Raw genomic sequence first — 18,952 nt, 5'->3', positions numbered from 1 at the left:
TCCTCTCGGGGGCGACCGCATCCCGAACCGGAGACTCGCCCGATGAGCCTCGTCCTGATCCCCGGATACATGGCCGATGCCAGCCTGTGGGACGACATGGCCGAGGCGCTGGCGCCCGCAGGCCCGATCCACCATGCGAGCCTCGCCCACGACGACACGATCCCGGCGATGGCGCAGCGGCTGCTCGCCGAGGCGCCGGCGCGCTTCGTGCTCGTCGGGTTCTCGATGGGCGGCTACGTCGCCCGCGAGGCGGCGCGGCTCGCGCCGGAGCGGGTGCGGGGGCTGGTGCTGATCGCGACCTCGTCGCGATCCGACTCGCGCAAGCAGGCGGTCGCCAAGCGCCTCGCCATCGAGGGTGTCGAGGCCGGCCACTTCGGCGGCCTGAGCCGGGCGGCGGCGGCCGCCTCGGTGCATCCGGACCGGGCCGGGGACGCGGCCCTGATCGAGCGCATCCGTGCGATGGGGCAGCGCCTCGGGCGCGAGGCCTTCCTGCGCCAATCCCGGCTCGAGCGGGTCGGCGACGCGGATCGGCTCGGTGCGCTCGGCTGCCCGACGCTGGTGATCGCGGCGGGCCGGGACCGCCTGCGCAGCATCGCGGAATCGGAGGAGCTGCGCGACGGCATCCCCGGCGCGACGATGGCGGTGGTCGCGGATGCCGGCCACATGCTGCCGCTCGAGGCGCCGGACGCGCTGGCGGCGCACATCCTCGCCTGGATCGGCGACCTGCCGCCATGACCGGAAGCGACGAGGACGCGATCGACGACCAGGCCGGCGCGAGCTTGAGCGGCCATGCCGGCCTCGGCGGGGCGATCGAGAACGCCGCCTTCGTGCTGGCCCTGCGCGGGCGCGGCACCCGCGACACGGCGGTGCTGCGGGCGATGGAGCAGGTGCCGCGCGCCGCGTTCGCCCCCGCCGCGTATCGCCACCTCGCCCGGCGCGACCTTTCCCTGCCGCTGCCCTGCGGCGCGGCGATGACCGCACCGAGCACGGTGGCGACGATGCTGACGCTGCTGAAGGTCGAGCCCGGAATGCGGATCCTCGAGATCGGCACCGGGTCCGGCTACGTCACGGCGCTGCTGCTGCAACTCGGCGCCGACGCGGTGACGAGCCTGGAGCGCTACGCGACGCTGGCCGGGCAGGCGAGCGCGAACCTCGCAGGGCGCGCCCGCGTGCTCCAGGGCGACGGCCTCGCCGACACCGCGGGGGGCGGCTACGACCGCATCCTGGTCCACGGTGCGGTCGCGGAGCCGCCCGCATCCTGGGCCGCGGCGCTGAAGCCCGGCGGCCGCCTCGTCGCCGGATCGGAGGGCGGGCTGATGGCGGCCACGCATGGCGGGCAGGGCCTCGTCGTCGAGCCGGGACCGCGCCTGCGCCTCGCGCCGCTGGTGCCCGGACGAGCCGCCGCGCTTTAACCAATCGTGCTCGCCGCTCCGCCTGCGGTAAGCATTCCTAAGCAGCGATCCCGAGAGCGAAATGGTGCTCGCGCGGCCGTGAACGTGGTGAACGGGAACGGTTGTTTAACCTGAATCCGGCTTTCATGGGCTCATCAAGTTGCGTCAGGCAAACGGGTGCGTCGATGCGGGTTCGCGGGACTGGTCGGAGGATGAAGACGCTGTCGCGCTTCGCTCTCATCGGAGTTATCGGCAGCGGTGCCGCCGCCTGCTCGTCGGACGCATCGCGTCTCGACAGCCCCTTCACCAACCCGTTCGCGTCGAACATGGCGAGCGAGCCGGCGGCGACGGGCAGCCTGCCGGACATGCCGTCGGCACCGCCGATCCGCACCGGCCGGATCCAGTCCGAGGCGCTCGGCGCGCCGACGGCGATCTCGCCCCGGCCCGGCCCGGTGGCGGCCCGCGTGCCGACCCAGCCGATGGCGCAGACGACCCGCGTCGCCTCCACCGGCACGCCCGGCTGGAACGCGCAAGGGGGCACCACCATCACCGTCGCCCCGAACGACAGCCTCAACCAGATGTCGACCCGCTTCGGCGTGCCGGCCACGGCGATCCTGTCGGCCAACGGCCTGACCAGCGCCGGCCAGGTGACGCCCGGCCGCCAGCTGATCATCCCGGTCTACAGCGCCTCGGGCATGAACCCGGCGGCCGCCCCGATGACGGCGCGGGCCGTTCCCGCCGCCCCCTCGGAGCGGATCAAGGCCGCCGAGGCCAAGCGCCAGGACGACACGAAGGCGGAGGCCAAGCGCAAGGAGGCGGCCAAGGAGGCGGCCAAGGAAGCCGCCAAGGAGGCCCAGAAGGAGGCCGAGGCCAGGAAGCTCGCCGACAAGCGCGCCGAGGAGAAGGCCCGCAAGGACGTCGCCGCCAAGGAGGCCGACGCCAAGAAGCATCACGTGCGCCCCGGCCAGGTCGCCAAGGCCGATACGAAGCCCGACACTAAGGCCGAGGCGACGCGCAAGGTTGAGGCGGAGGCCAAGCAGGCCAAGGTCGACGCCGCCAAGGCCGACGCCGCCAAGGACGCGGCGAAGAAGGTCGCCGAGGCGAAGGCCGCCAAGGCCGCTTCGGAGAAGGCGGCCTCGGAGAAGGTCGCGGCCGAGAAGGTCGCCGCCGCCAAGCCGGAGCCGGTCAAGACCGCCGCCGTGGCGAAGGTCGAGCCCGCCAGCACCGGCTCGGTCGCCGCCGCGGCCCCCAGCGCCCCGGCCGCGCCGGACCAGACCTTCCGCTGGCCCGCCAAGGGCCGGGTGATCTCCGGCTACGGCTCCTCGGGCAACGAAGGCATCAACATCGCGGTGCCCGAGGGCACCGCGGTGAAGGCCGCCGAGGACGGCACCGTCGCCTATGCCGGCTCGGACGTGAAGGGCTACGGCAAGCTCGTGCTGGTGCGGCACTCGAACGGGTACGTGTCGGCCTACGCCCACAACGGCGAGCTCGACGTGAAGCCCGGCGAGAAGGTGAAGCGCGGCCAGACGATCGCCAAGTCGGGCGCGTCGGGCAACGTCACCTCGCCCCAGCTGCACTTCGAGATCCGCAAGAGCGGCGCGCCGATCGACCCGATGTCGCAGCTCGCCAGCAACTGAGCGATTTCCCGAGACCCACGATCGAGGGCGGTCCGCGAGGGCCGCCCTTTCGCGTTTCGGCGCGTCGTCAGGTGCCGAGCGTGCGCAGCGTCCCGTCGGGGCTGTGCTGGTCGACCGCCGCGGGCAGCACCTTCGCCAGGACCGCGAGGACCTGGTCGGTCGGGATCCCGAGCTTGTCGGCGATCTGCCGGACCTGCTCGTTGTCCAGGACCTTGCGAAGGTCCTCGGTGGTGATCGGCGCGTTCGGGCCGCGGCCGAGCCAGGAATTCACCTGCGCGGCGTAGCCCGAATTCTGGAGCTGGTTCAGCAGCCCCTGAAGCCCGCCCGGCAGCACCCGCTCGACGATGCCGGGAAGGGCCTCGACGGCGGCCTGGCCCAGGCTGCCGCCGAGCGCCGACTTGAGGGTATCGAACAGGCTCATCGCTGGGTTCCTCGCCGTGATCCGCGCTTCACTCTAGCCGCCGGCCGGCGTCAGGCCACCTGCGTCGAGAATTGCCGCTGCGGCGCGAGCGTCCCGTCCCGGCTCTGGCGGTCAACCGCACCGGGCAGGAACTCGGCGAGCGCCGTCGGCACGCGCGCTTCCGGGATGCCGAGGTCGGCGGCGAAGCGCGTCAGCGCCTCGGGCGAGAGCAGGGCGGCGTAGGCGCCCGCGGGGAGGGCGACGTTCGCCTCGGATCCGAGCCACGAGGCGACGGCCGAGCCGTGGCCCGCCGCGCGCAGGGCATCGAGGAAGGCCGGCAGGCCGCCGGGATAGATCTTGGCGAAGGACATCGGCAGGCCGTCGCCGCCGATCGCGTCGATGCGGGCTTCCGCGCGGGCGAGAGCGGATCGGATCGCGTCGAAGAGTCCCATGATGTCAGCCCCGTCCCGCCTGCTCGTCCGCCGGGAGGCGGATCGCTCGAGGTGCAAGCTCGGGCGTAGCGGACGCAAGGCAAGCGCCTGCGGCGTCGAGAAATGCGCCTGCGGCGTCGAGAATGCACCTGCGGCGTCGACGACGCGCCCGCAACCGATCGGCCGACGGGATTTCGATCAGTCGAGGGTCCGGCCGAGCCGCCCGGCCAGATCCTGGATGAACTGGAAGGCGGTGCGGCCGGAACGCGAGCCGCGGGTGGTCGCCCATTCCAGCGCCTCGGCCCGGAGCGCGTCGGGCTCGACCGGAAGGGCGTGGCGCTCGGCATAGGCGCGGATCATCGCCAGGTACTCGTCCTGGCTGCACTTGTGGAACCCGAGCCACAGGCCGAACCGGTCCGAGAGCGAGACCTTCTCCTCCACCGCCTCGCCGGGGTTGATCGCGGTGGAGCGCTCGTTCTCCACCATCTCGCGGGCGAGCAGGTGCCGGCGGTTCGAGGTGGCGTAGAACAGCACGTTGCCCGGCCGTCCCTCGATGCCGCCGTCGAGCGCCGTCTTCAGCGACTTGTACGAGGTGTCGTCGCCATCAAACGAGAGGTCGTCGCAGAACACCACCCAGCGATGCGGGTCGGAGCGGAGCGTCGCCATCAGGTCGGGCAGCGCCTCGATGTCCTCGCGGTGGATCTCCACGAGCTTCATCGGCAGGGCGCCGGCCGCGCGGCGCGCGTTGATCTCGGCATGCACCGCCTTCACGAGCGACGACTTGCCCATGCCGCGCGCGCCCCAGAGCAGCGCGTTGTTGGCCGGCAGCCCGCGCGCGAAGCGCTCGGTATTCTCGGCCAGGGTATCGCGCGCCCGGTCGATGCCGGTGAGCAGGCCCATCTCGACGCGGTTGACGGTGCGCACTGGGATCAGCCGGCGCTCGGGCCCCCACAGGAAGGCGTCGGCGGAGGTGATGTCCGTCACCGGTCGCGCGGGCGGGGCGGCCCGCTCCAGCGCCGTGGCGATGCGCTCCAGCAGCGGCATCAGGGTCTCGAGGGTGGTCGCTTGCGTCATGGCGGATCGGTTCGGATGGCTCTTCGAGGACCGCACGGGCCTACGCGCGCTCGGCACGACTCGCAACACGAGCTGCGACACGGCCTGCAACGTCCGGAGCCCGCTCGCGTTGGTCGGCGCATCGCAACGCCGGAGACCCGCCTTGATCTTCCCCGCCACCACCGCCCTCTTCGCCGCCCTGTTCGCCTTGATCTACATCGGCCTGTCCGGCTGGGTGGTGGGGGCCCGGGTCAGCGGCAACGTCCTCGTCGGGGATGGCGGCCGGGACGGATTGCAGCGTCGCATCCGCTCGCACGGCAACTTCTCGGAATACGTGCCGCTGACGCTCGGCCTGATCGCCCTGCTCGAAGCGGGCGGGACCCGGCACTGGATCGTGCTGACGCTGCTCTCGCTGCTCCTGATCGCGCGCCTGCTGCATCCGGTCGGCATGTTCGCGCCGGTCAACTCGCCGCGCCAGTTCGCCTGCCGCGGCGGCGGCATCCTCGTCACCCTGCTCGTCATGACGGTGGCGGCGGTGCTGCTCCTCGTCCGGGCGATGTGAGGGGGTCGCGCCGCCCGGCGTTGCTTTCGGAACGCCCCTGGCTATAGTCCGCGCGCTTTCAGACAGGCCCGGCGACGCTTCCGACAGGCGCGCACGGGCTCGACGTCACATGAGGAGACGCGCTTGATCACCCCCGCCTTCGCGCAAGGGGCCGGCACTGCTGCCGGCGGAGCCGAGATCGCCTTGCAGGTGGTTCCCTTCGTCCTCATCTTCGTGATCATGTATTTCCTGATCCTGCGGCCGCAGCAGAAGCGGGTCAAGGAGCATCAGGCCCTGGTCAAGAACGTCCGCCGCGACGACACGATCGTCACCAACGGCGGCCTCGTCGGCCGAGTGGTGAAGGTGCTGGACGACGCCACCGAGATCGAGGTGGAGATCGCGCCGAACGTCCGGGTCAAGGTGGTGCGCACCATGATCTCCGAGGTCCGCGTCAAGGGTGGGCCGGTCAAGGCCGCCTAGGGCGCGCTCCGCCGAAGCCGGGGCCGGTTCGGCCCGAGAGCGCGTGGGACGGCAAGTGCCCGGAGCCGTTCCCCATCGCGACGCGATCGGGAACGGCTCCGGACCCGCCGGATCAGGATGCCGGGGCAAGTCCTCGGCAGGACTGCAGAAAACAGAGTCGGCGGATGCTGCGCTTTTCCCGTACCAAAATCGTCGTGACGCTCGTCGCGATCCTGATCGGCCTCAGCCTCGCGGTGCCGAGCTTCTTCTCGCCCGAGCAGCGCAAGGGCTTCATGGCCGCGCTGCCGGGCTGGTTCCCCGCCTGGATCGTGCCGACCCGCGCGATCGTGCTCGGACTCGACCTGCAGGGCGGCTCGCAGCTCCTGCTGGAGGTCGACCAGACCGAGCTCGTCGCCTCCCAGGCCAAGGCCCTGCGCGACGAGGTCCGCGGCGTGCTCCAGCGCGAGAGCGTGCGGGCCGACGGCGGCATCGGCATCCTCCAGCGCGGCGTCCAGGTCCGCGTCGCGGACGCGGCCGCCCGCGCCAAGGTGATGCCCAAGCTGCAGGAGCTGGCGCAGCCCATCTCGAACCCGCTCGTCGGCCAGACCGGCGGACGGACGCTCGACATCACCGAGCAGCCCGACGGCCTGATCCGCCTCGCGCTCACCGATGCCGGCATCAACGAGCGCACGCGGCGCGCCGTGACGCAGGGTATCGAGGTCATCCGCCGCCGCCTCGACTCGACCGGGACGCTGGAGCCGTCGATCCAGCAGCAGGGCGCCGACCGCATCCTGATCCAGGTCCCCGGCCTGCAGGACCCGGAGCGCCTCGAGGCGCTCCTCGGCAAGACCGCCAAGCTCGAGTTCCGGATGATCTCCGACAATCCGGCCGGCGACGTCGACATGCTGCCCTCGCGCGACGAGCGCGGCGCCAAGGTGGCGGTGGAGCGCCGGGTGATGGCCGACGGCGGCGACCTGACCGACGCGCAGCCGGCCTTCGACCAGCAGACCCACGAGCCGATGGTGAGCTTCAAGTTCAACCTGAAGGGCGCCCAGCGCTTCGGCCAGGCGACCTCGGAGAACGTCGGCCGCCGCATGGCGATCGTGCTCGACAACGAGGTGGTCTCTGCCCCGGTGATCCGCACCGCGATCACCGGCGGCTCCGGTCAGATCACCGGGAACTTCTCAGTGCAGCAGGCCAACGACCTGTCGATCCTGCTGCGGGCCGGCGCGCTGCCGGCGAAGTTCACCGTGGTCGAGCGCCGCGTCGTCGGGCCGGGGCTGGGCAGCGACTCGATCCGCGCCGGCAAGATCGCCACCGGCGTCGCCGGGCTCCTCGTCGTCGGCTTCATGTTCCTGACCTACGGCACCTTCGGCTTCATCGCGAACATCGCCCTCATCGTCCACGTCGGGCTCATCCTCGGCCTGATGTCGGTGCTGGAAGCCACCATGACGCTGCCCGGCATCGCCGGCATCGTGCTCACCATCGGCACGGCGGTGGATTCCAACGTGCTGATCTACGAGCGCATGCGCGAGGAGCACCGCGCCGGCCGCTCCCTGGTCTCGGCGCTGCAGGCGGGCTTCGACCGGGCCTTCGCCACCATCATCGACTCGAACTCGACCATGGCGATCGCCGCGCTGATCCTGTTCTTCCTCGGCTCCGGCCCGGTGAAGGGTTTCGCGGTCGTGTTCATCCTCGGCATCCTCACCACCGTCATCACCGCGGTGACGCTGACGCGGATGATGATCGCCGTGTGGTACAAGTCCTTCCGGCCCAAAGCCCTTCCGTTCTGAACGTCGCCCGTTTCGGGAGGCCGCTTCCCGATCGCAAGGTCCCAAAAGAATGCGCCTGCTTCGCCTCTGGCCCGACGAGTCGCACTTCGACTTCATGCGCTTCCGCCGCCTGAGCTTCCCGCTCTCGGCGATCCTGTCGGTCGTGACCGTGGTGCTGTTCCTCACCGTCGGCCTGAACTACGGCATCGACTTCAAGGGCGGCACGCTGGTCGAGCTGCAGGCGAAGTCGGGCACCGCCGACGTCGGCGAGATCCGCCACACGGCCGCTGGCTTCGGCTTCGGCGAGCCCGAGGTGCAGGAGCTCGGCAACCAGGGCACCGTGCTGGTGCGCCTGCCGCTTCAACCCGGCGAGCAGGGCCAGACGGCGGTGATGAACAAGGCGCACGGCGCCTTCGACAAGGATTACGAGTTCCGCCGCACCGAGACCGTCGGCCCCCGCGTCTCGGGCGAGCTGGTGCAATCGGGCACGCTCGGCGTCGTGCTCTCGGTCGTCGCGGTGCTGCTCTACCTGTGGTTCCGCTTCGAGCGCGAGCTGGCGCTCGGCGCCATCGTCGGCACGCTCCACGACATCGTGCTGACCATGGGCGTGTTCATCGTCACCCGGATCGAGTTCAACATGACCTCGATCGCGGCGATCCTCACCATCGTCGGCTACTCGCTGAACGAGACCGTGGTGGTGTTCGACCGGACCCGCGAGCTGATGCGCCGCTACAAGACGATTCCCACCGACGAGCTGCTCAACCTCTCGATCAACTCGACGATGTCGCGCACCGTGATGACCTCGATCTCGGCCTTCCTGTCGCTGCTGGCGCTGGTGCTGTTCGGCGGCGAGGCGATCCGCGGGTTCGCGGTGGTGATGCTCTGCGGGGTGGTGATCTGCACCTACTCGGCGATCTTCGTCTCGACGCCGGCGCTGATCTATCTCGGGCTGATGCTCTCGGGCACCAAGGCCCAGGCCGCCCGCGGGCGCCTGCCGCAGGCCGCGGAGTAGGGCGGAGAGACGGGGGACGCACAGCGCATGGCCGAGCTCGACGGCTTCCTGCCCGGGCGCCACCTGATCGACGCCTACGGCAACGGCGGCTTCCGCTTCGGCGAGATGTCGCACCGCGGCTCGATCCTGGCGCTGCCGTCGGGCATCCGCGCCTGGGCCACGACCGAGGGGAGGGCGATCGACCGCACCGCGTTGCGCCCGGTCCAGGCGGAATCGGCGGAGATCGAGCTGCTGCTCGTCGGCACGGGCCTCGACATCGTGCCGCTGCCACCCGATCTTCGGGCATGGCTCAAGGACAACCGGATCGGTCTCGACGTGATGCAGACGGGCGCGGCGGCGCGCACGTACAACATCCTGGTGGCGGAGAACCGCAAGGTGGCGGCGGCCCTGATCGCGGTCGCGTGAGCGCAGAGCCGGGGCAGGGGGACAGCCAAGCAGAGGGTAAAGGCGGCCTCGCCTTCGCCTTCCGCCACTGCGAGGACCTCGTCCGCGCGGGCGACCCCGACCGCTACTTCGCCACGCTGTTCGCGCCGCAGGCCTTCCGCCCGCACCTGTTCGCGCTTTACGCCTTCAGCCTGACGGTCGCGCGGGTGCGCGAGGCCGCCTCGAACCCGATGGCCGGCGAGATCCGCCTGCAATGGTGGCGCGACGCGCTCCAGGGCGAGGCCCGCGGCGACGTGAAGGCCAATCCCGTCGCCGCCGCGCTCCTCGACGTGATCGTCGCGCGCCGCCTCGGGCGCCAGCCCTTCGTCGATCTGATCGACGCCCGCGTCTTCGACCTCTACGACGACCCGATGCCCCGGCTGAACGACCTGGAAGGCTATTGCGGCGAGACCGCCTCGGCCCTGTTCCGGCTGGCGAGCCTGATCCTGTGCGACGGCACCGAGCCGGGCGGGGCGGCCGCCGCCGGTCATGCCGGCGTCGCCTACGGCATCACCGGCCTGCTGCGGGCGATGCCGTGGCACGCGCGGGCGGGCCAGGTCTACCTGCCGGCCGACGTGTTCCGCAGCCACGGCGTCACCCGCGAGGACATCGTCACCGGCCGCGGCGGTCCGGGCCTGCGCGGCGCCTGCGCGGACCTGCGCGCCGACGCCCGACGGCACCTGGCCGCCTACGCCGCGGCGAAGGACACGATCGCGCCGGCCGCGCGCGCCGCCTTCCTGCCGCTCGCCCTGGTCGACGGCTACCTCGCCGCGATGGAGCGCCCGGGCTACGACCCGCTCAACACACCGATCGAGACCGCCCGCTGGCGCCGCCTGTGGCGGCTGTGGCGCGGGTCGCGGGCGGCGGGGTAGGGGGCCAGTCTTCCTTCCCCCTTGAGCGGGGGAGGGACGCGCGAGCGATGTAACCCGCCCGCACGCGACGCGCGTTGGCGCCCGCGCCGTCCTCGTCTACGCTCGCCTCCGAGACGCTCCAGGGAAGAGACCAGACCCTCATGGCCGACAGCTACGACGTGCTCATCATCGGCGCCGGCCCCGGCGGTTACGTCACCGCGATCCGTGCGGCGCAGCTCGGGTTCAAGACCGCGGTGGTGGACCGGGAGCACCTCGGCGGCATCTGCCTGAACTGGGGCTGCATCCCGACCAAGGCGCTGCTGCGCTCGGCCGAGATCTACCACTACATGCAGCACGCCTCCGATTACGGGCTCTCCGCCAAGGAGGTCTCGTTCGACACGGGCGCGATCGTGAAGCGCTCGCGCGGCGTCTCGTCGAAGCTGAACGGCGGCGTCGGCCACCTCCTGAAGAAGAACAAGGTCGACGTGATCTGGGGCGAGGCCACGGTCGACAGCGTCGCCAAGGGCAACGGCACGGGGCAGGTGACGGTCAAGGAGACCGCCCGCGCGCCGGCGCCGAAGGGCGCGCTCGCGGCCGGGACGTATTCGGCCAAGCACATCATCGTCGCCACCGGCGCGCGCCCGCGCGCGATCCCCGGCATCGAGCCCGACAAGAAGCTGATCTGGACCTACTACGAGGCGATGGTGCCGGAGACGATGCCGAAGTCGCTCCTGGTGATGGGCTCGGGCGCGATCGGCATCGAGTTCGCCTCGTTCTACCGCACCATGGGCGCCGAGGTGACGGTGGTGGAGCTCCTGCCGCAGATCCTGCCGGTGGAAGACCCGGAGATCGCCGCCATCGCCCGCAAGCGCTTCGAGAAGCAGGGCATCAAGATCCTGACCGGCGCCAAGGTGACCAAGGTCGAGAAGGGCGCGGATTCGATCACCGCCACCATCGAGGCCGCCGACGGCAAGGTGCAGACGCTGACGGCGGAGAAGCTGATCTCGGCGGTGGGCGTCGTCGGCAACATCGAGGGGATCGGGCTGGAGAAGCTCGGGGTCAAGATCGAGCGCGGCATCGTCGTCACCGACGGGCTCGGCCGCACCAACGTGCCCGGCCTCTACGCCATCGGCGACGTCGCCGGCCCGCCGATGCTCGCCCACAAGGCCGAGCACGAGGGCGTGATCTGCATCGAGACGATCAAGGGCCTGCCCACCCACCCGATGGACAAGGCAAAAATCCCCGGCTGCACCTACTGCCAGCCGCAGATCGCCTCCGTCGGCCTCACCGAAGCCAAGGCCAAGGAGCAGGGTTTTGCGATCAAGGTCGGCCGCTTCCCCTTCGCCGGCAACGGCAAGGCGATCGCGCTCGGTGAGCCGGACGGGCTGATCAAGACGGTGTTCGACGCCAACACCGGCCAGCTGCTCGGCGCCCACATGGTCGGCGCCGAGGTGACCGAGCTGATCCAGGGCTACGTCGTCGCCATGAACCTCGAGACCACCGAGGAAGACCTGATGCACACGGTCTTCCCGCACCCGACGCTCTCCGAGATGATGCACGAGAGCGTGCTGGATGCTTATGGGAAGGTGATCCATACGTAGGCTGGTGAGGGGGCGAAAAGCTCCTTCGGAACAGGCTGTTAGGGCCCTGAGGCTAGTCCGGGGGCAGGCTCGGGGTCAAGCCTCGGGTCGGGGGTCGAAGGGGCCTCGGGCACAACTCAGTGTGCCCAGATTGTGCCAGAGATGGCAGCAGCGAGGGGTGCGCGAGGTAGGGGCCTGAGGGGTGAGACCACCCGGCATCGTGGGTCTGTGCGCAGCCTCTCCGGGTAGGGGAAGGGACCCGGGCCGAAACCTAGGGGTCACCCGCGCGACACCTCATACCTGACACGCAGCGGCGGAATTTCCCCCCGTACCCCCTTCGCGGAGTGGGCCTGCCTACTCCTGCCTATCCCGGGGGCCATGAACCCAAAGGGCGTGGACGACTTGCTCGCTGCCAACTTGCAAGGATCGCACGGAACGAGCCGGGCCTCGGCATTGAACCGCACCAGTAGGGATTTGGACCATGTGGGAGTGGCTGCGAGCATTACCGCCCGGACCCGCATCCTTCGTAGGAACGCTGACGGGCTCATCGATTGGGCTCATAGCAATCCTTGTGGGAGCCCTCTGGAACTTCAATCTCAGCCGCAAACGGGACGCGCTGGAACGAGCCCAGGAAGTTCGGTCAATCGCCGCAGCCCTGTACGGGGAAATGCTGCTCATCAGAAAGGAGGCCGCATCGGTCGCCAGAGCAGTAGCATACGCTTACGTTGAGATTGGAACCAAACGATACCCGGGAGTACGCTTTGACCATCACTTCCTGGAACGTTTTCGCCTTACCGAACCACTTCTATACAAAAGCCTTGCTTCGCGGCTGGGCGAGCTTCCTTCTGATATCGTGATATCTATTGCTGAGTTTTACTCCAACTATGAGGAAGTCAAAAAGTGGCTTCCCTTGATTATGGACGACGATAAACGTGGCTTTTCATACAGTCCCACTGCTGTCTTAGTTCCTGCGGTTGACACAGTGATAGGCATCAATCCGACTCTGCGCTTGATCGAAAATTTGCTGCATATCCGGACGCCTGTTGCCGATCCGGACTTGGGCAAAACTAACTCTGTCATTGAGATGATTGAGGACCAACACGCAGATGACTGAGGGCGGACTGGACGGGCGCCGCGTTCAACACCTGCCTCTTGTCACCAACCATCAACGGACGTTGCCGTGACATAGCAATCGTCCGAAAGGGTATACCGCAGCGTACGGCACCGAGGCTGTACGAATGGCCGTCCGTAAGGGTTGACATCACCCAACGGACAGCCATTCTTGCGGACACCTCCCTTTCGGACGGACGCCGCTCCCATGCAGACCATCCTCTACGCCCGCGTCTCGACCACCGACCAGACCATCGCTCACCAGCGTATCCAGGCCGAGGCGGCCGGCTTCGAGGTAGACGAGGTGGTTGCGGACGAGGGGGTGTCGGGCCTCACCACCAGCCTCAATGACCGCCCGCAGGGCCGCAGGCTCTTCGACATGCTCCGCCGCGGGGATACCCTCGTGGTCCGCTGGGTGGACCGCCTGGGCCGCAACTACGCGGACGTGTGTGACACCATCCGGGAGCTGATGCGCCGGGGCGTCATCGTCCGCACCGTCGTCAATGGCCTCACCTTCGACGGGGCCACCAAGGACCCGATGCAGCAAGCCGTGCGGGATGCGCTCATCGGCTTCATGGCCGCCACGGCGCAGGCCCAGGCGGAGGCTAGCAAGGAAGCGCAGAGGGCCGGCATCGACCACGCCAAGGGCCGCGAGGACGCCTACCGGGGCCGTAAGCCCAGCTTCACGCGGGCGCAGTTCAATGCCGTTAGGGAGGCTCTGAGCATGGGTGAAGGCGTGAGCGATATCGCGACTGTTACCGGCCTTACCCGGCAGACAATCTACCGCATCCGCGACAACCCTATAGACTCGGAAGCTGCAATAGCACGATGGTCGTAGGGATGGACGCACCAGAAAGACCATGGTCCGCCGCGAGACTGGCGGTTTCAGGGCTCCGCATGGCGGCAGCGGGCGACGAGCTGATGGCCAGCCACTATGCCAACCTCGCGGCTTATATGGACCGGCAGGGCCCGTGCGGGGCTGGCGAGCTGTTCCGCACCCTGAGCCGGCATCATGCCATCCAGGCGCTCGCTAAACGAGGCGAGGCGGCAGCCCTTGCTCAGGAGAATGGGCTGCTCTGGGAAGACTAACGGTCAAAGCCACTCGCGGCAGCGACTGAGGGCAAGCTGTGCTGACGCCGCCCCCTCACCGAAACGAAATGTTAACCATGCTTGGCCACGCATGTTCTGGGAGCTTGTAAAAGGGCAACGACCATGCTCGACGTGGTGTTCTGGTGCTGTGAGCTTGTCGCGGCCGCTGGAAGCGCGGGCCTTGTTGTCATCCATTTGCCCCGCCCGCGAGTCAGACACCCACGCATTGAGTGGGATCATTCTTCGGATGCGGTAGCGGTGGACTAGGGGCGTCGGGTTGAATGAGCCTGTTCTCATCGAGGGATGAGATGCGACGCAGTGGCACGAGCTTAAAGGCGTCCCTCGGCCTTTGCCATGCTCGCCGGGATGAAGGCGAGGACGACGGCAACCATCACCCCGAACCAGCACCCAGTGGCCTTCACGGCGAAGTCCCCGAAGCGACCATGCCGAGTTAGCTCAAGGTTCTGCATCGCTTCCATCGCACCAGCAAGCGCGATCAGCCCTCCCACGATCTGCCAACGGCGGTTCGGGTATCCGAGGGCGAACAAGAAGCTCACCACCGCGTAGGCGCCAAACCGCTCGACGGAGACCGGGGCATCGCTGATGGGTCGGAGGCCAATGGGCGCGAGCGTCGCGAAGACAACTCCCGCCAGGAGCAGCCAGCCGAGAATGCGGGAGGTCTTTATCATGAGGGGAGGGTGCCCGGTTGCCTTGGCGAGACTGAGGCGGAGGCAACGGTCGGGCCATCAGGTACCGCCTTGATCAAGAGCGCAGCGCCGGGACATCCTGAGAAAGGTGGGCGGGACCGGCTGACGGGATGAAGGGTAGGCGGCATGCAACATGCAAGCGTGGCGCTATCGCAAAACGAGCCCGCAGGCAGTACTTAGCCTTATTACCATCCTCAGGCTTAGGCGCTTAAGATGCCGCTGTTCTATATCGACCTTCATGACGGCACTAATTTCGTGCGTGACAAGAAAGGCTTTGAATTGCCAGACGCAGGAGCAGCGCGAGAGAAGTTGGGTCATGTTTTAAAGCGGTTCTCTGAGCTACTAGACACCACCTCAGACGGTCAAATATTCTTGGCGAGCGTTCGAGATCAGGCCGGAACGATAATCATGCGGGCACGGCTTACGCTTGCTATCGAAGAGCTTGAAACGGCTTAGTGGCTTCACCGCCCGCTTTCCCTCTTCGCCCTCATCCGCTAAGGGGCTTCACGGCCGACCTCGGCCCTTCACGAACGCTGCCTGCCCGATGGCACGTCGCCGGGCCAACTTTGACACTCCGGCCTCAATGGTCTCTCGGTCCAGCCCATCAGGATCGAACGGGCCGCCGTACCACTCCAGCATCCGCTTGCGCTCACGGTGCCGAGGCTTGGTGACTGCCTCAAGGAACTCCTCGAAGCCCATCGTGCCGCCCACGTCCTCGGGTGGTGCCCGTCTCGCCCCGTCGAGAAAGCGCGGGTAGGCGATTGCGGGGTGAGCAGGGCCGACCTCTTCGACCGTGATGGTGTGCTGCCAGTTGTCCCCGAAGTCGTAGGTATAGGCGAAGGCGGTGGTGCCCCGATCCACAAGCGCCCCGAGCTTGGTGGACTTCGCGCTGCGGGTGTTTCCGTCATGCCACTCAGGGTCGGGGATGACGTACCGAACAGCCCCCTCCTGAAACTGGAAGAGGTGGTAGTTCTGGAAAGGCATCGCCGCCTGGATCACCTCATGAAGGAGCTTGAGACTAGCTGCGAGCGGCACCTCGACGGTCCGCCAGATGGTTGGCTCGGTGTCGTCCAGGGTGATGCGGAGGCGGGCGATGCGACTCGGCTCAGGCATACCGCAAGGTTACTGCTCGGCGGGCAAGGCGCAACACTCGGAGGGGGCGTTAACCGAGCTAGCTTCGCGAGCGCTTTGCGGTGGCCTGAGTAGGCGGTTACTTTAGCAGGAGAGGAGGGCGTGTCCCGTCTCTCCCTCGCCCAATTCGCACAGGTGCCACGATGCTCCCGCAGGCAATCGACGCGCTGACGTTCAGCGATGTAGAGGCGATGGTGGAAGCGGGCCTCCGGGAAGGGCGTACGCTGGACTTTAAGCAAGCCCTAGTGGGCGGCAAGGACGACGACAAGCGCGAGTTCCTGGCGGACGTTTCCGCCCTCGCCAACACGGCCGGCGGCGACATCGTGTTCGGCATCACGGAGGCGCAGGGCGAGGCTACGGGCGCTCCTGGCATCGAGTTGGCGGACCCGGATGCGGAGGTGTTGCGCCTGGAGGGCAGCCTACGGTCCGGCCTTGAGCCTCGCTTGCCGAGGGTGGAGGTACGGTGGCTAGCGGGGCCGAGCGGCAAGGGTCTTCTTTTAGTGAGAATCCCGCGCAGCTACCTCGGGCCGCATCGGGTGACGTTCCGCAACCACGGGCACTTCTACGGCCGGACCAACGCCGGGAAGACCGCCTTGGACGTGACAGAGTTGCGGGCTGCCTTCCTGTCCGCCGAGGGTGTACATGATCGCATTCGCCGGTTCAGGAACGAAAGGCTGAGCATCATTGAAGCGGGTGAAGGACCCGTAGGTTTGCGAAGCGGTGCCAAGGCCGTCCTTCATGTGGTTCCCTTAGAGACGTTCGCGGCGAAGCGGGATGTCGGGATAGACCGTAACCACGACCTCATTTTTCCCTTCGGCCTCGCGGGCGGCAGTTTCAATGCCCGCCATACCCTGGAAGGTTTCGCGACGTTCTCCGGCCAGGAGCAAGACCCTGACGGCACCTACGGCTACGCGATGCTTTTCCGCTCCGGCATCATCGAGGGGGCTGCCACCGTAGGCCACAAGGGTGAAGACGGATGTTTCATCCCCGCCTCGACAGTTGAATGGTCTGCTCTACAGGCCTTGCAGAGCTATCGCGAGAAGCTGACAAAGAAGGGTGTCGAGCTGCCGCTCTACGTCTTCCTCTCACTCATCGGAGTTCGCGGCCACAATCTCTCCAGCTCTGGACGGGCCTTCGACCTAAAACGGCCGACGCGGACCGATGTGCTGCTTTTGCCCGAGGCCGTCATCACAGACCCGCAACAAACTGATGAGGAGGTCTTACGGCCAGTCTTCGATAGGCTATGGAACGCCTTCGGCTTTGATCGATCCTTCAGCTTCAACGCCGCCGGCAAGTACACCGGCGAGCGGTACTAAAGTGTGACTGCCCGGACCCCCGTGGCGGCAGCTATCTAGTGAGCCGTGCAGAACTCCAAGATCGAGTCGCACAGCCGCTCCAAACATGCCGGTCGGCATTCGCCCTTGTGGAGCGCATCGAGCCGCGCCGCTACATGGAGGGAGTTCTTCTTAAGGCCGCCAGCGTTGCCATACAGGCGGCTGGCAGCCTCTGCGGACTGAGACCAGCGCTCCGCACCAACCTCGGTCTCCGCGACCTTCGCCAAGTCCGTGTGCCACATCACAAACCGATTGTGCCAATAGGTCTCAGTCGGGAATGGCGCCCACCCTGTAGCGCCTAACAGAGCTAAGAGCGCTTGGTTGTCTCGCTCATGTACAATACGCCTAGACCTAGCAGTATCTGGATTGACATGGGCAAGTTTGTCTCCGTCACCATCAAAGACGACGAACGCAGAGATGCCTAGCGCATCAGCCACGATAAGCGGCTGAATGATCTCGCTCTTCCCGTTAACAGGGACTAGATGGCAGCTATGCTTCCGCATAGTATCCCACCGTTCCGTGAGCACCATCCAGGCGTTGATGTAGGCAACGTCCTCTAAGCCCTCGACGAGAACGATGCGGGGAGCGAAAAACATTTCATTGAGCATTGGCTGCATGACCTGATGCAGCTTCGCCAGGATTCCATCTCTCGCCAGCAATGGCTCCCCGGTTACCTCTGCCAAGCGCCGGCTTACATCTTCAAGTCTTGCACTGGTCACGCGCGACATGCGTTGAGCCCGATCTTTGCGGACAAGGCGCACACTGTCGAACCCACGGCCCTCAATGAAGAACGGGCTGTGCGTGGTGATGATGACCTGTGAGTTGCTGTCGCTCAGCTTTTGCAGAACCGACGCTAGGTGCCGAGCCTGTGGCGGGTGCTGATATAGCTCCGGCTCCTCGCACCCGAGGATCAGTTTCGGGCCTTGTTCATCGTCGTTAGACGCCAAGCCTTGCAGAAGCGCCATAATGTAGGAGCGCTGCAAGCCGTGCCCAAAGCGCGATATCTGGCCCTCGAACTCGCCATCACCTGCAAGCAGTCTCGCGGACGGCTCCTCAAGCCGAATGGAGGTCTTGGTGTCTTGGTGCCAAAGCAGTTTCGCTGTTGCCTCCGGGTGCGACCACTCCGCCAAACGCCCTTGGAGAGCCGCTGATATTTCATCGAGAGCGCCTTGCTCGGCAGCGACCATCTCGCGGTACTGAGCTTCGGCGGCGTCCCGAAGGCCCTTCATCTTCTCCGAGAAGTTGACGCGAGCCCGGACTGTCCGGCTCAAGAGCCGACTGAATGCCGTGTTCTTCGCTTCGGCTTGCTCATCGGCGGCATCTTTCACCGCCGGGATGTAGACCCACTGCACATAGGCTCTGAGCCGGCCCACCGCTTGGCTCACCCCGTAGAACTGATCCTCGCTCGGAAGAAGGACGCAAAGGTCAGGATGGTCGGTCTCGAACTCGCGGAGAGCTGCGGCCATGTCAGCCATCGAGGTGGCGGCCTTCACACCATCGTGGGCGCCCCGGAGGCGCAGGAAAATCTCTTTCAGTTCTGACGCCTTAGCGCCGTCCGATGCTCGCTCGAAGTACGGAGCAAAGGCTTCCATGCCCAGCCGATTGCCATACTGGACTACGACCGCGTGACCCGCCGTAGCATCGTAGTTGGCGCGGGCCGTAATGACCAACTGTCCTTGCCTAAAGTAATCCTTGAAGTCAGCCTGGGCCGCCTCGTTGAGCGCTTCAAAGGTTACAGTGATCTCGATGGGCTGGGAGGTATCTTTTTGATAAAAGTCCTCTGCATCGAGGTGGCTCAGGCTTGTTGCGCTATTTTCCGTCTCTCGGAAAAATATATTAAGAGCGCAGAGGATAGTCGATTTACCCGCTCCATTGGCACCGACCAAGCAGGTATAATCGCTTAGCCCGATGGTCTGATCCCTTAGCGACCGCAAATTCTGAATGCGAACGGACTTTATCTTCATGGGCCTGCGGCGGGCTTCGAGTGGCGCCGGCAGCATATCTGAACCTAAACGAGCGCCTAGAGCATCA

The 18,952-nt window shown here is 67.1% G+C and carries 21 protein-coding genes; 15 read left to right on the top strand and 6 right to left on the bottom strand.

What is annotated here, in order from left to right:
• Window positions 1-42: 42 nt before the first annotated feature.
• The 3 genes from MKK55_RS23975 to MKK55_RS23965 all read left to right on the top strand — a co-directional run bounded on the left by MKK55_RS23975 (window position 43) and on the right by MKK55_RS23965 (window position 3,028).
• The gene (locus MKK55_RS23975; RefSeq protein WP_243937985.1) at window positions 43-735 is read left to right on the top strand and encodes an alpha/beta fold hydrolase; all 693 of its coding nucleotides are present in this window, start codon (window positions 43-45) and stop codon (window positions 733-735) included.
• On the top strand, window positions 732-1,412 hold the full coding sequence (locus MKK55_RS23970; protein ID WP_243937982.1) for a protein-L-isoaspartate O-methyltransferase family protein: 681 nt from the start codon (window positions 732-734) through the stop codon (window positions 1,410-1,412). The genes MKK55_RS23975 and MKK55_RS23970 overlap by 4 nt, the downstream gene beginning before the upstream one ends.
• A 191-nt stretch (window positions 1,413-1,603) precedes the next feature.
• Window positions 1,604-3,028, top strand: coding sequence for a peptidoglycan DD-metalloendopeptidase family protein (locus MKK55_RS23965; RefSeq protein ID WP_243937981.1), 1,425 nt, complete (start codon window positions 1,604-1,606; stop codon window positions 3,026-3,028).
• Between the two features lie 67 nt (window positions 3,029-3,095).
• Here MKK55_RS23965 and MKK55_RS23960 read toward each other — a convergent pair whose 3' ends face one another.
• The 3 genes from MKK55_RS23960 to MKK55_RS23950 all read right to left on the bottom strand — a co-directional run bounded on the left by MKK55_RS23960 (window position 3,096) and on the right by MKK55_RS23950 (window position 4,933).
• Entirely contained in the window at window positions 3,096-3,449 is a 354-nt protein-coding gene (locus MKK55_RS23960) for a YidB family protein (protein WP_243937979.1), read from the bottom strand.
• 50 nt (window positions 3,450-3,499) lie between these two features.
• On the bottom strand, window positions 3,500-3,880 hold the full coding sequence (locus tag MKK55_RS23955) for a YidB family protein (RefSeq protein WP_147727780.1): 381 nt from the start codon (window positions 3,878-3,880) through the stop codon (window positions 3,500-3,502).
• A gap of 177 nt (window positions 3,881-4,057) precedes the next feature.
• The gene (locus MKK55_RS23950; RefSeq protein WP_147727779.1) at window positions 4,058-4,933 is read right to left on the bottom strand and encodes an ATP-binding protein; all 876 of its coding nucleotides are present in this window, start codon (window positions 4,931-4,933) and stop codon (window positions 4,058-4,060) included.
• Between the two features lie 142 nt (window positions 4,934-5,075).
• Between MKK55_RS23950 and MKK55_RS23945 the strand changes: the two genes are divergently transcribed.
• The 10 genes from MKK55_RS23945 to MKK55_RS23900 all read left to right on the top strand — a co-directional run bounded on the left by MKK55_RS23945 (window position 5,076) and on the right by MKK55_RS23900 (window position 13,749).
• Window positions 5,076-5,474 carry an MAPEG family protein gene (locus MKK55_RS23945; RefSeq protein WP_243937977.1) on the top strand — a complete coding sequence of 133 codons (399 nt, stop codon included), beginning with the start codon at window positions 5,076-5,078 and terminating at the stop codon, window positions 5,472-5,474.
• Between the two features lie 123 nt (window positions 5,475-5,597).
• Entirely contained in the window at window positions 5,598-5,933 is a 336-nt protein-coding gene (gene yajC / locus MKK55_RS23940) for a preprotein translocase subunit YajC (protein ID WP_147727777.1), read from the top strand.
• 164 nt (window positions 5,934-6,097) lie between these two features.
• Window positions 6,098-7,705, top strand: coding sequence for a protein translocase subunit SecD (secD, locus tag MKK55_RS23935; RefSeq protein ID WP_243937975.1), 1,608 nt, complete (start codon window positions 6,098-6,100; stop codon window positions 7,703-7,705).
• A gap of 49 nt (window positions 7,706-7,754) precedes the next feature.
• Window positions 7,755-8,696, top strand: coding sequence for a protein translocase subunit SecF (gene secF / locus MKK55_RS23930; RefSeq protein WP_147727775.1), 942 nt, complete (start codon window positions 7,755-7,757; stop codon window positions 8,694-8,696).
• A 27-nt stretch (window positions 8,697-8,723) separates the two neighbouring features.
• Window positions 8,724-9,101: an Mth938-like domain-containing protein gene (locus MKK55_RS23925; RefSeq protein WP_147727774.1), complete on the top strand. Its 378-nt coding sequence runs from the start codon at window positions 8,724-8,726 to the stop codon at window positions 9,099-9,101.
• The gene (locus MKK55_RS23920; protein ID WP_187274720.1) at window positions 9,098-9,991 is read left to right on the top strand and encodes a phytoene/squalene synthase family protein; all 894 of its coding nucleotides are present in this window, start codon (window positions 9,098-9,100) and stop codon (window positions 9,989-9,991) included. Before MKK55_RS23925 ends, MKK55_RS23920 begins: the two co-directional genes overlap by 4 nt.
• Window positions 9,992-10,131: 140 nt before the next feature.
• Window positions 10,132-11,571 carry a dihydrolipoyl dehydrogenase gene (gene lpdA, locus MKK55_RS23915; protein ID WP_147844476.1) on the top strand — a complete coding sequence of 480 codons (1,440 nt, stop codon included), beginning with the start codon at window positions 10,132-10,134 and terminating at the stop codon, window positions 11,569-11,571.
• 460 nt (window positions 11,572-12,031) lie between these two features.
• Entirely contained in the window at window positions 12,032-12,664 is a 633-nt protein-coding gene (locus MKK55_RS23910) for a hypothetical protein (protein ID WP_243937973.1), read from the top strand.
• A 204-nt stretch (window positions 12,665-12,868) separates the two neighbouring features.
• Window positions 12,869-13,498 carry a recombinase family protein gene (locus tag MKK55_RS23905; protein WP_243937972.1) on the top strand — a complete coding sequence of 210 codons (630 nt, stop codon included), beginning with the start codon at window positions 12,869-12,871 and terminating at the stop codon, window positions 13,496-13,498.
• Between the two features lie 59 nt (window positions 13,499-13,557).
• Window positions 13,558-13,749: a hypothetical protein gene (locus MKK55_RS23900; protein WP_243937971.1), complete on the top strand. Its 192-nt coding sequence runs from the start codon at window positions 13,558-13,560 to the stop codon at window positions 13,747-13,749.
• 329 nt (window positions 13,750-14,078) lie between these two features.
• On the opposite strand, the gene MKK55_RS23895 is transcribed toward MKK55_RS23900, so the two are convergent.
• A complete protein-coding gene (locus MKK55_RS23895; protein WP_243937970.1) occupies window positions 14,079-14,438 on the bottom strand; it encodes a hypothetical protein in 360 nt (119 codons plus the stop codon).
• 231 nt (window positions 14,439-14,669) lie between these two features.
• Between MKK55_RS23895 and MKK55_RS23890 the strand changes: the two genes are divergently transcribed.
• Window positions 14,670-14,912: a DUF6894 family protein gene (locus tag MKK55_RS23890; RefSeq protein WP_243937969.1), complete on the top strand. Its 243-nt coding sequence runs from the start codon at window positions 14,670-14,672 to the stop codon at window positions 14,910-14,912.
• 48 nt (window positions 14,913-14,960) lie between these two features.
• Here the strand turns inward: MKK55_RS23890 and MKK55_RS23885 are convergent, their stop codons facing one another.
• On the bottom strand, window positions 14,961-15,569 hold the full coding sequence (locus MKK55_RS23885; RefSeq protein ID WP_243937968.1) for a plasmid pRiA4b ORF-3 family protein: 609 nt from the start codon (window positions 15,567-15,569) through the stop codon (window positions 14,961-14,963).
• A 161-nt stretch (window positions 15,570-15,730) separates the two neighbouring features.
• Between MKK55_RS23885 and MKK55_RS23880 the strand changes: the two genes are divergently transcribed.
• Entirely contained in the window at window positions 15,731-16,903 is a 1,173-nt protein-coding gene (locus MKK55_RS23880) for a helix-turn-helix domain-containing protein (RefSeq protein ID WP_243937967.1), read from the top strand.
• 35 nt (window positions 16,904-16,938) lie between these two features.
• Here the strand turns inward: MKK55_RS23880 and MKK55_RS23875 are convergent, their stop codons facing one another.
• Window positions 16,939-18,885, bottom strand: a complete 1,947-nt coding sequence (locus MKK55_RS23875; protein WP_243937966.1) for an ATP-dependent nuclease — start codon at window positions 18,883-18,885, stop codon at window positions 16,939-16,941.
• Window positions 18,886-18,952: the final 67 nt, after the last annotated feature.

Origin of the sequence: Methylobacterium sp. J-059 (assembly GCF_022829485.1) — a bacterium.
Taxonomy (GTDB): Bacteria; Pseudomonadota; Alphaproteobacteria; order Rhizobiales; family Beijerinckiaceae; genus Methylobacterium.
Note: the sequence above shows the minus strand (reverse complement) of the source record. Positions and strands in the feature narration are given on the sequence as shown.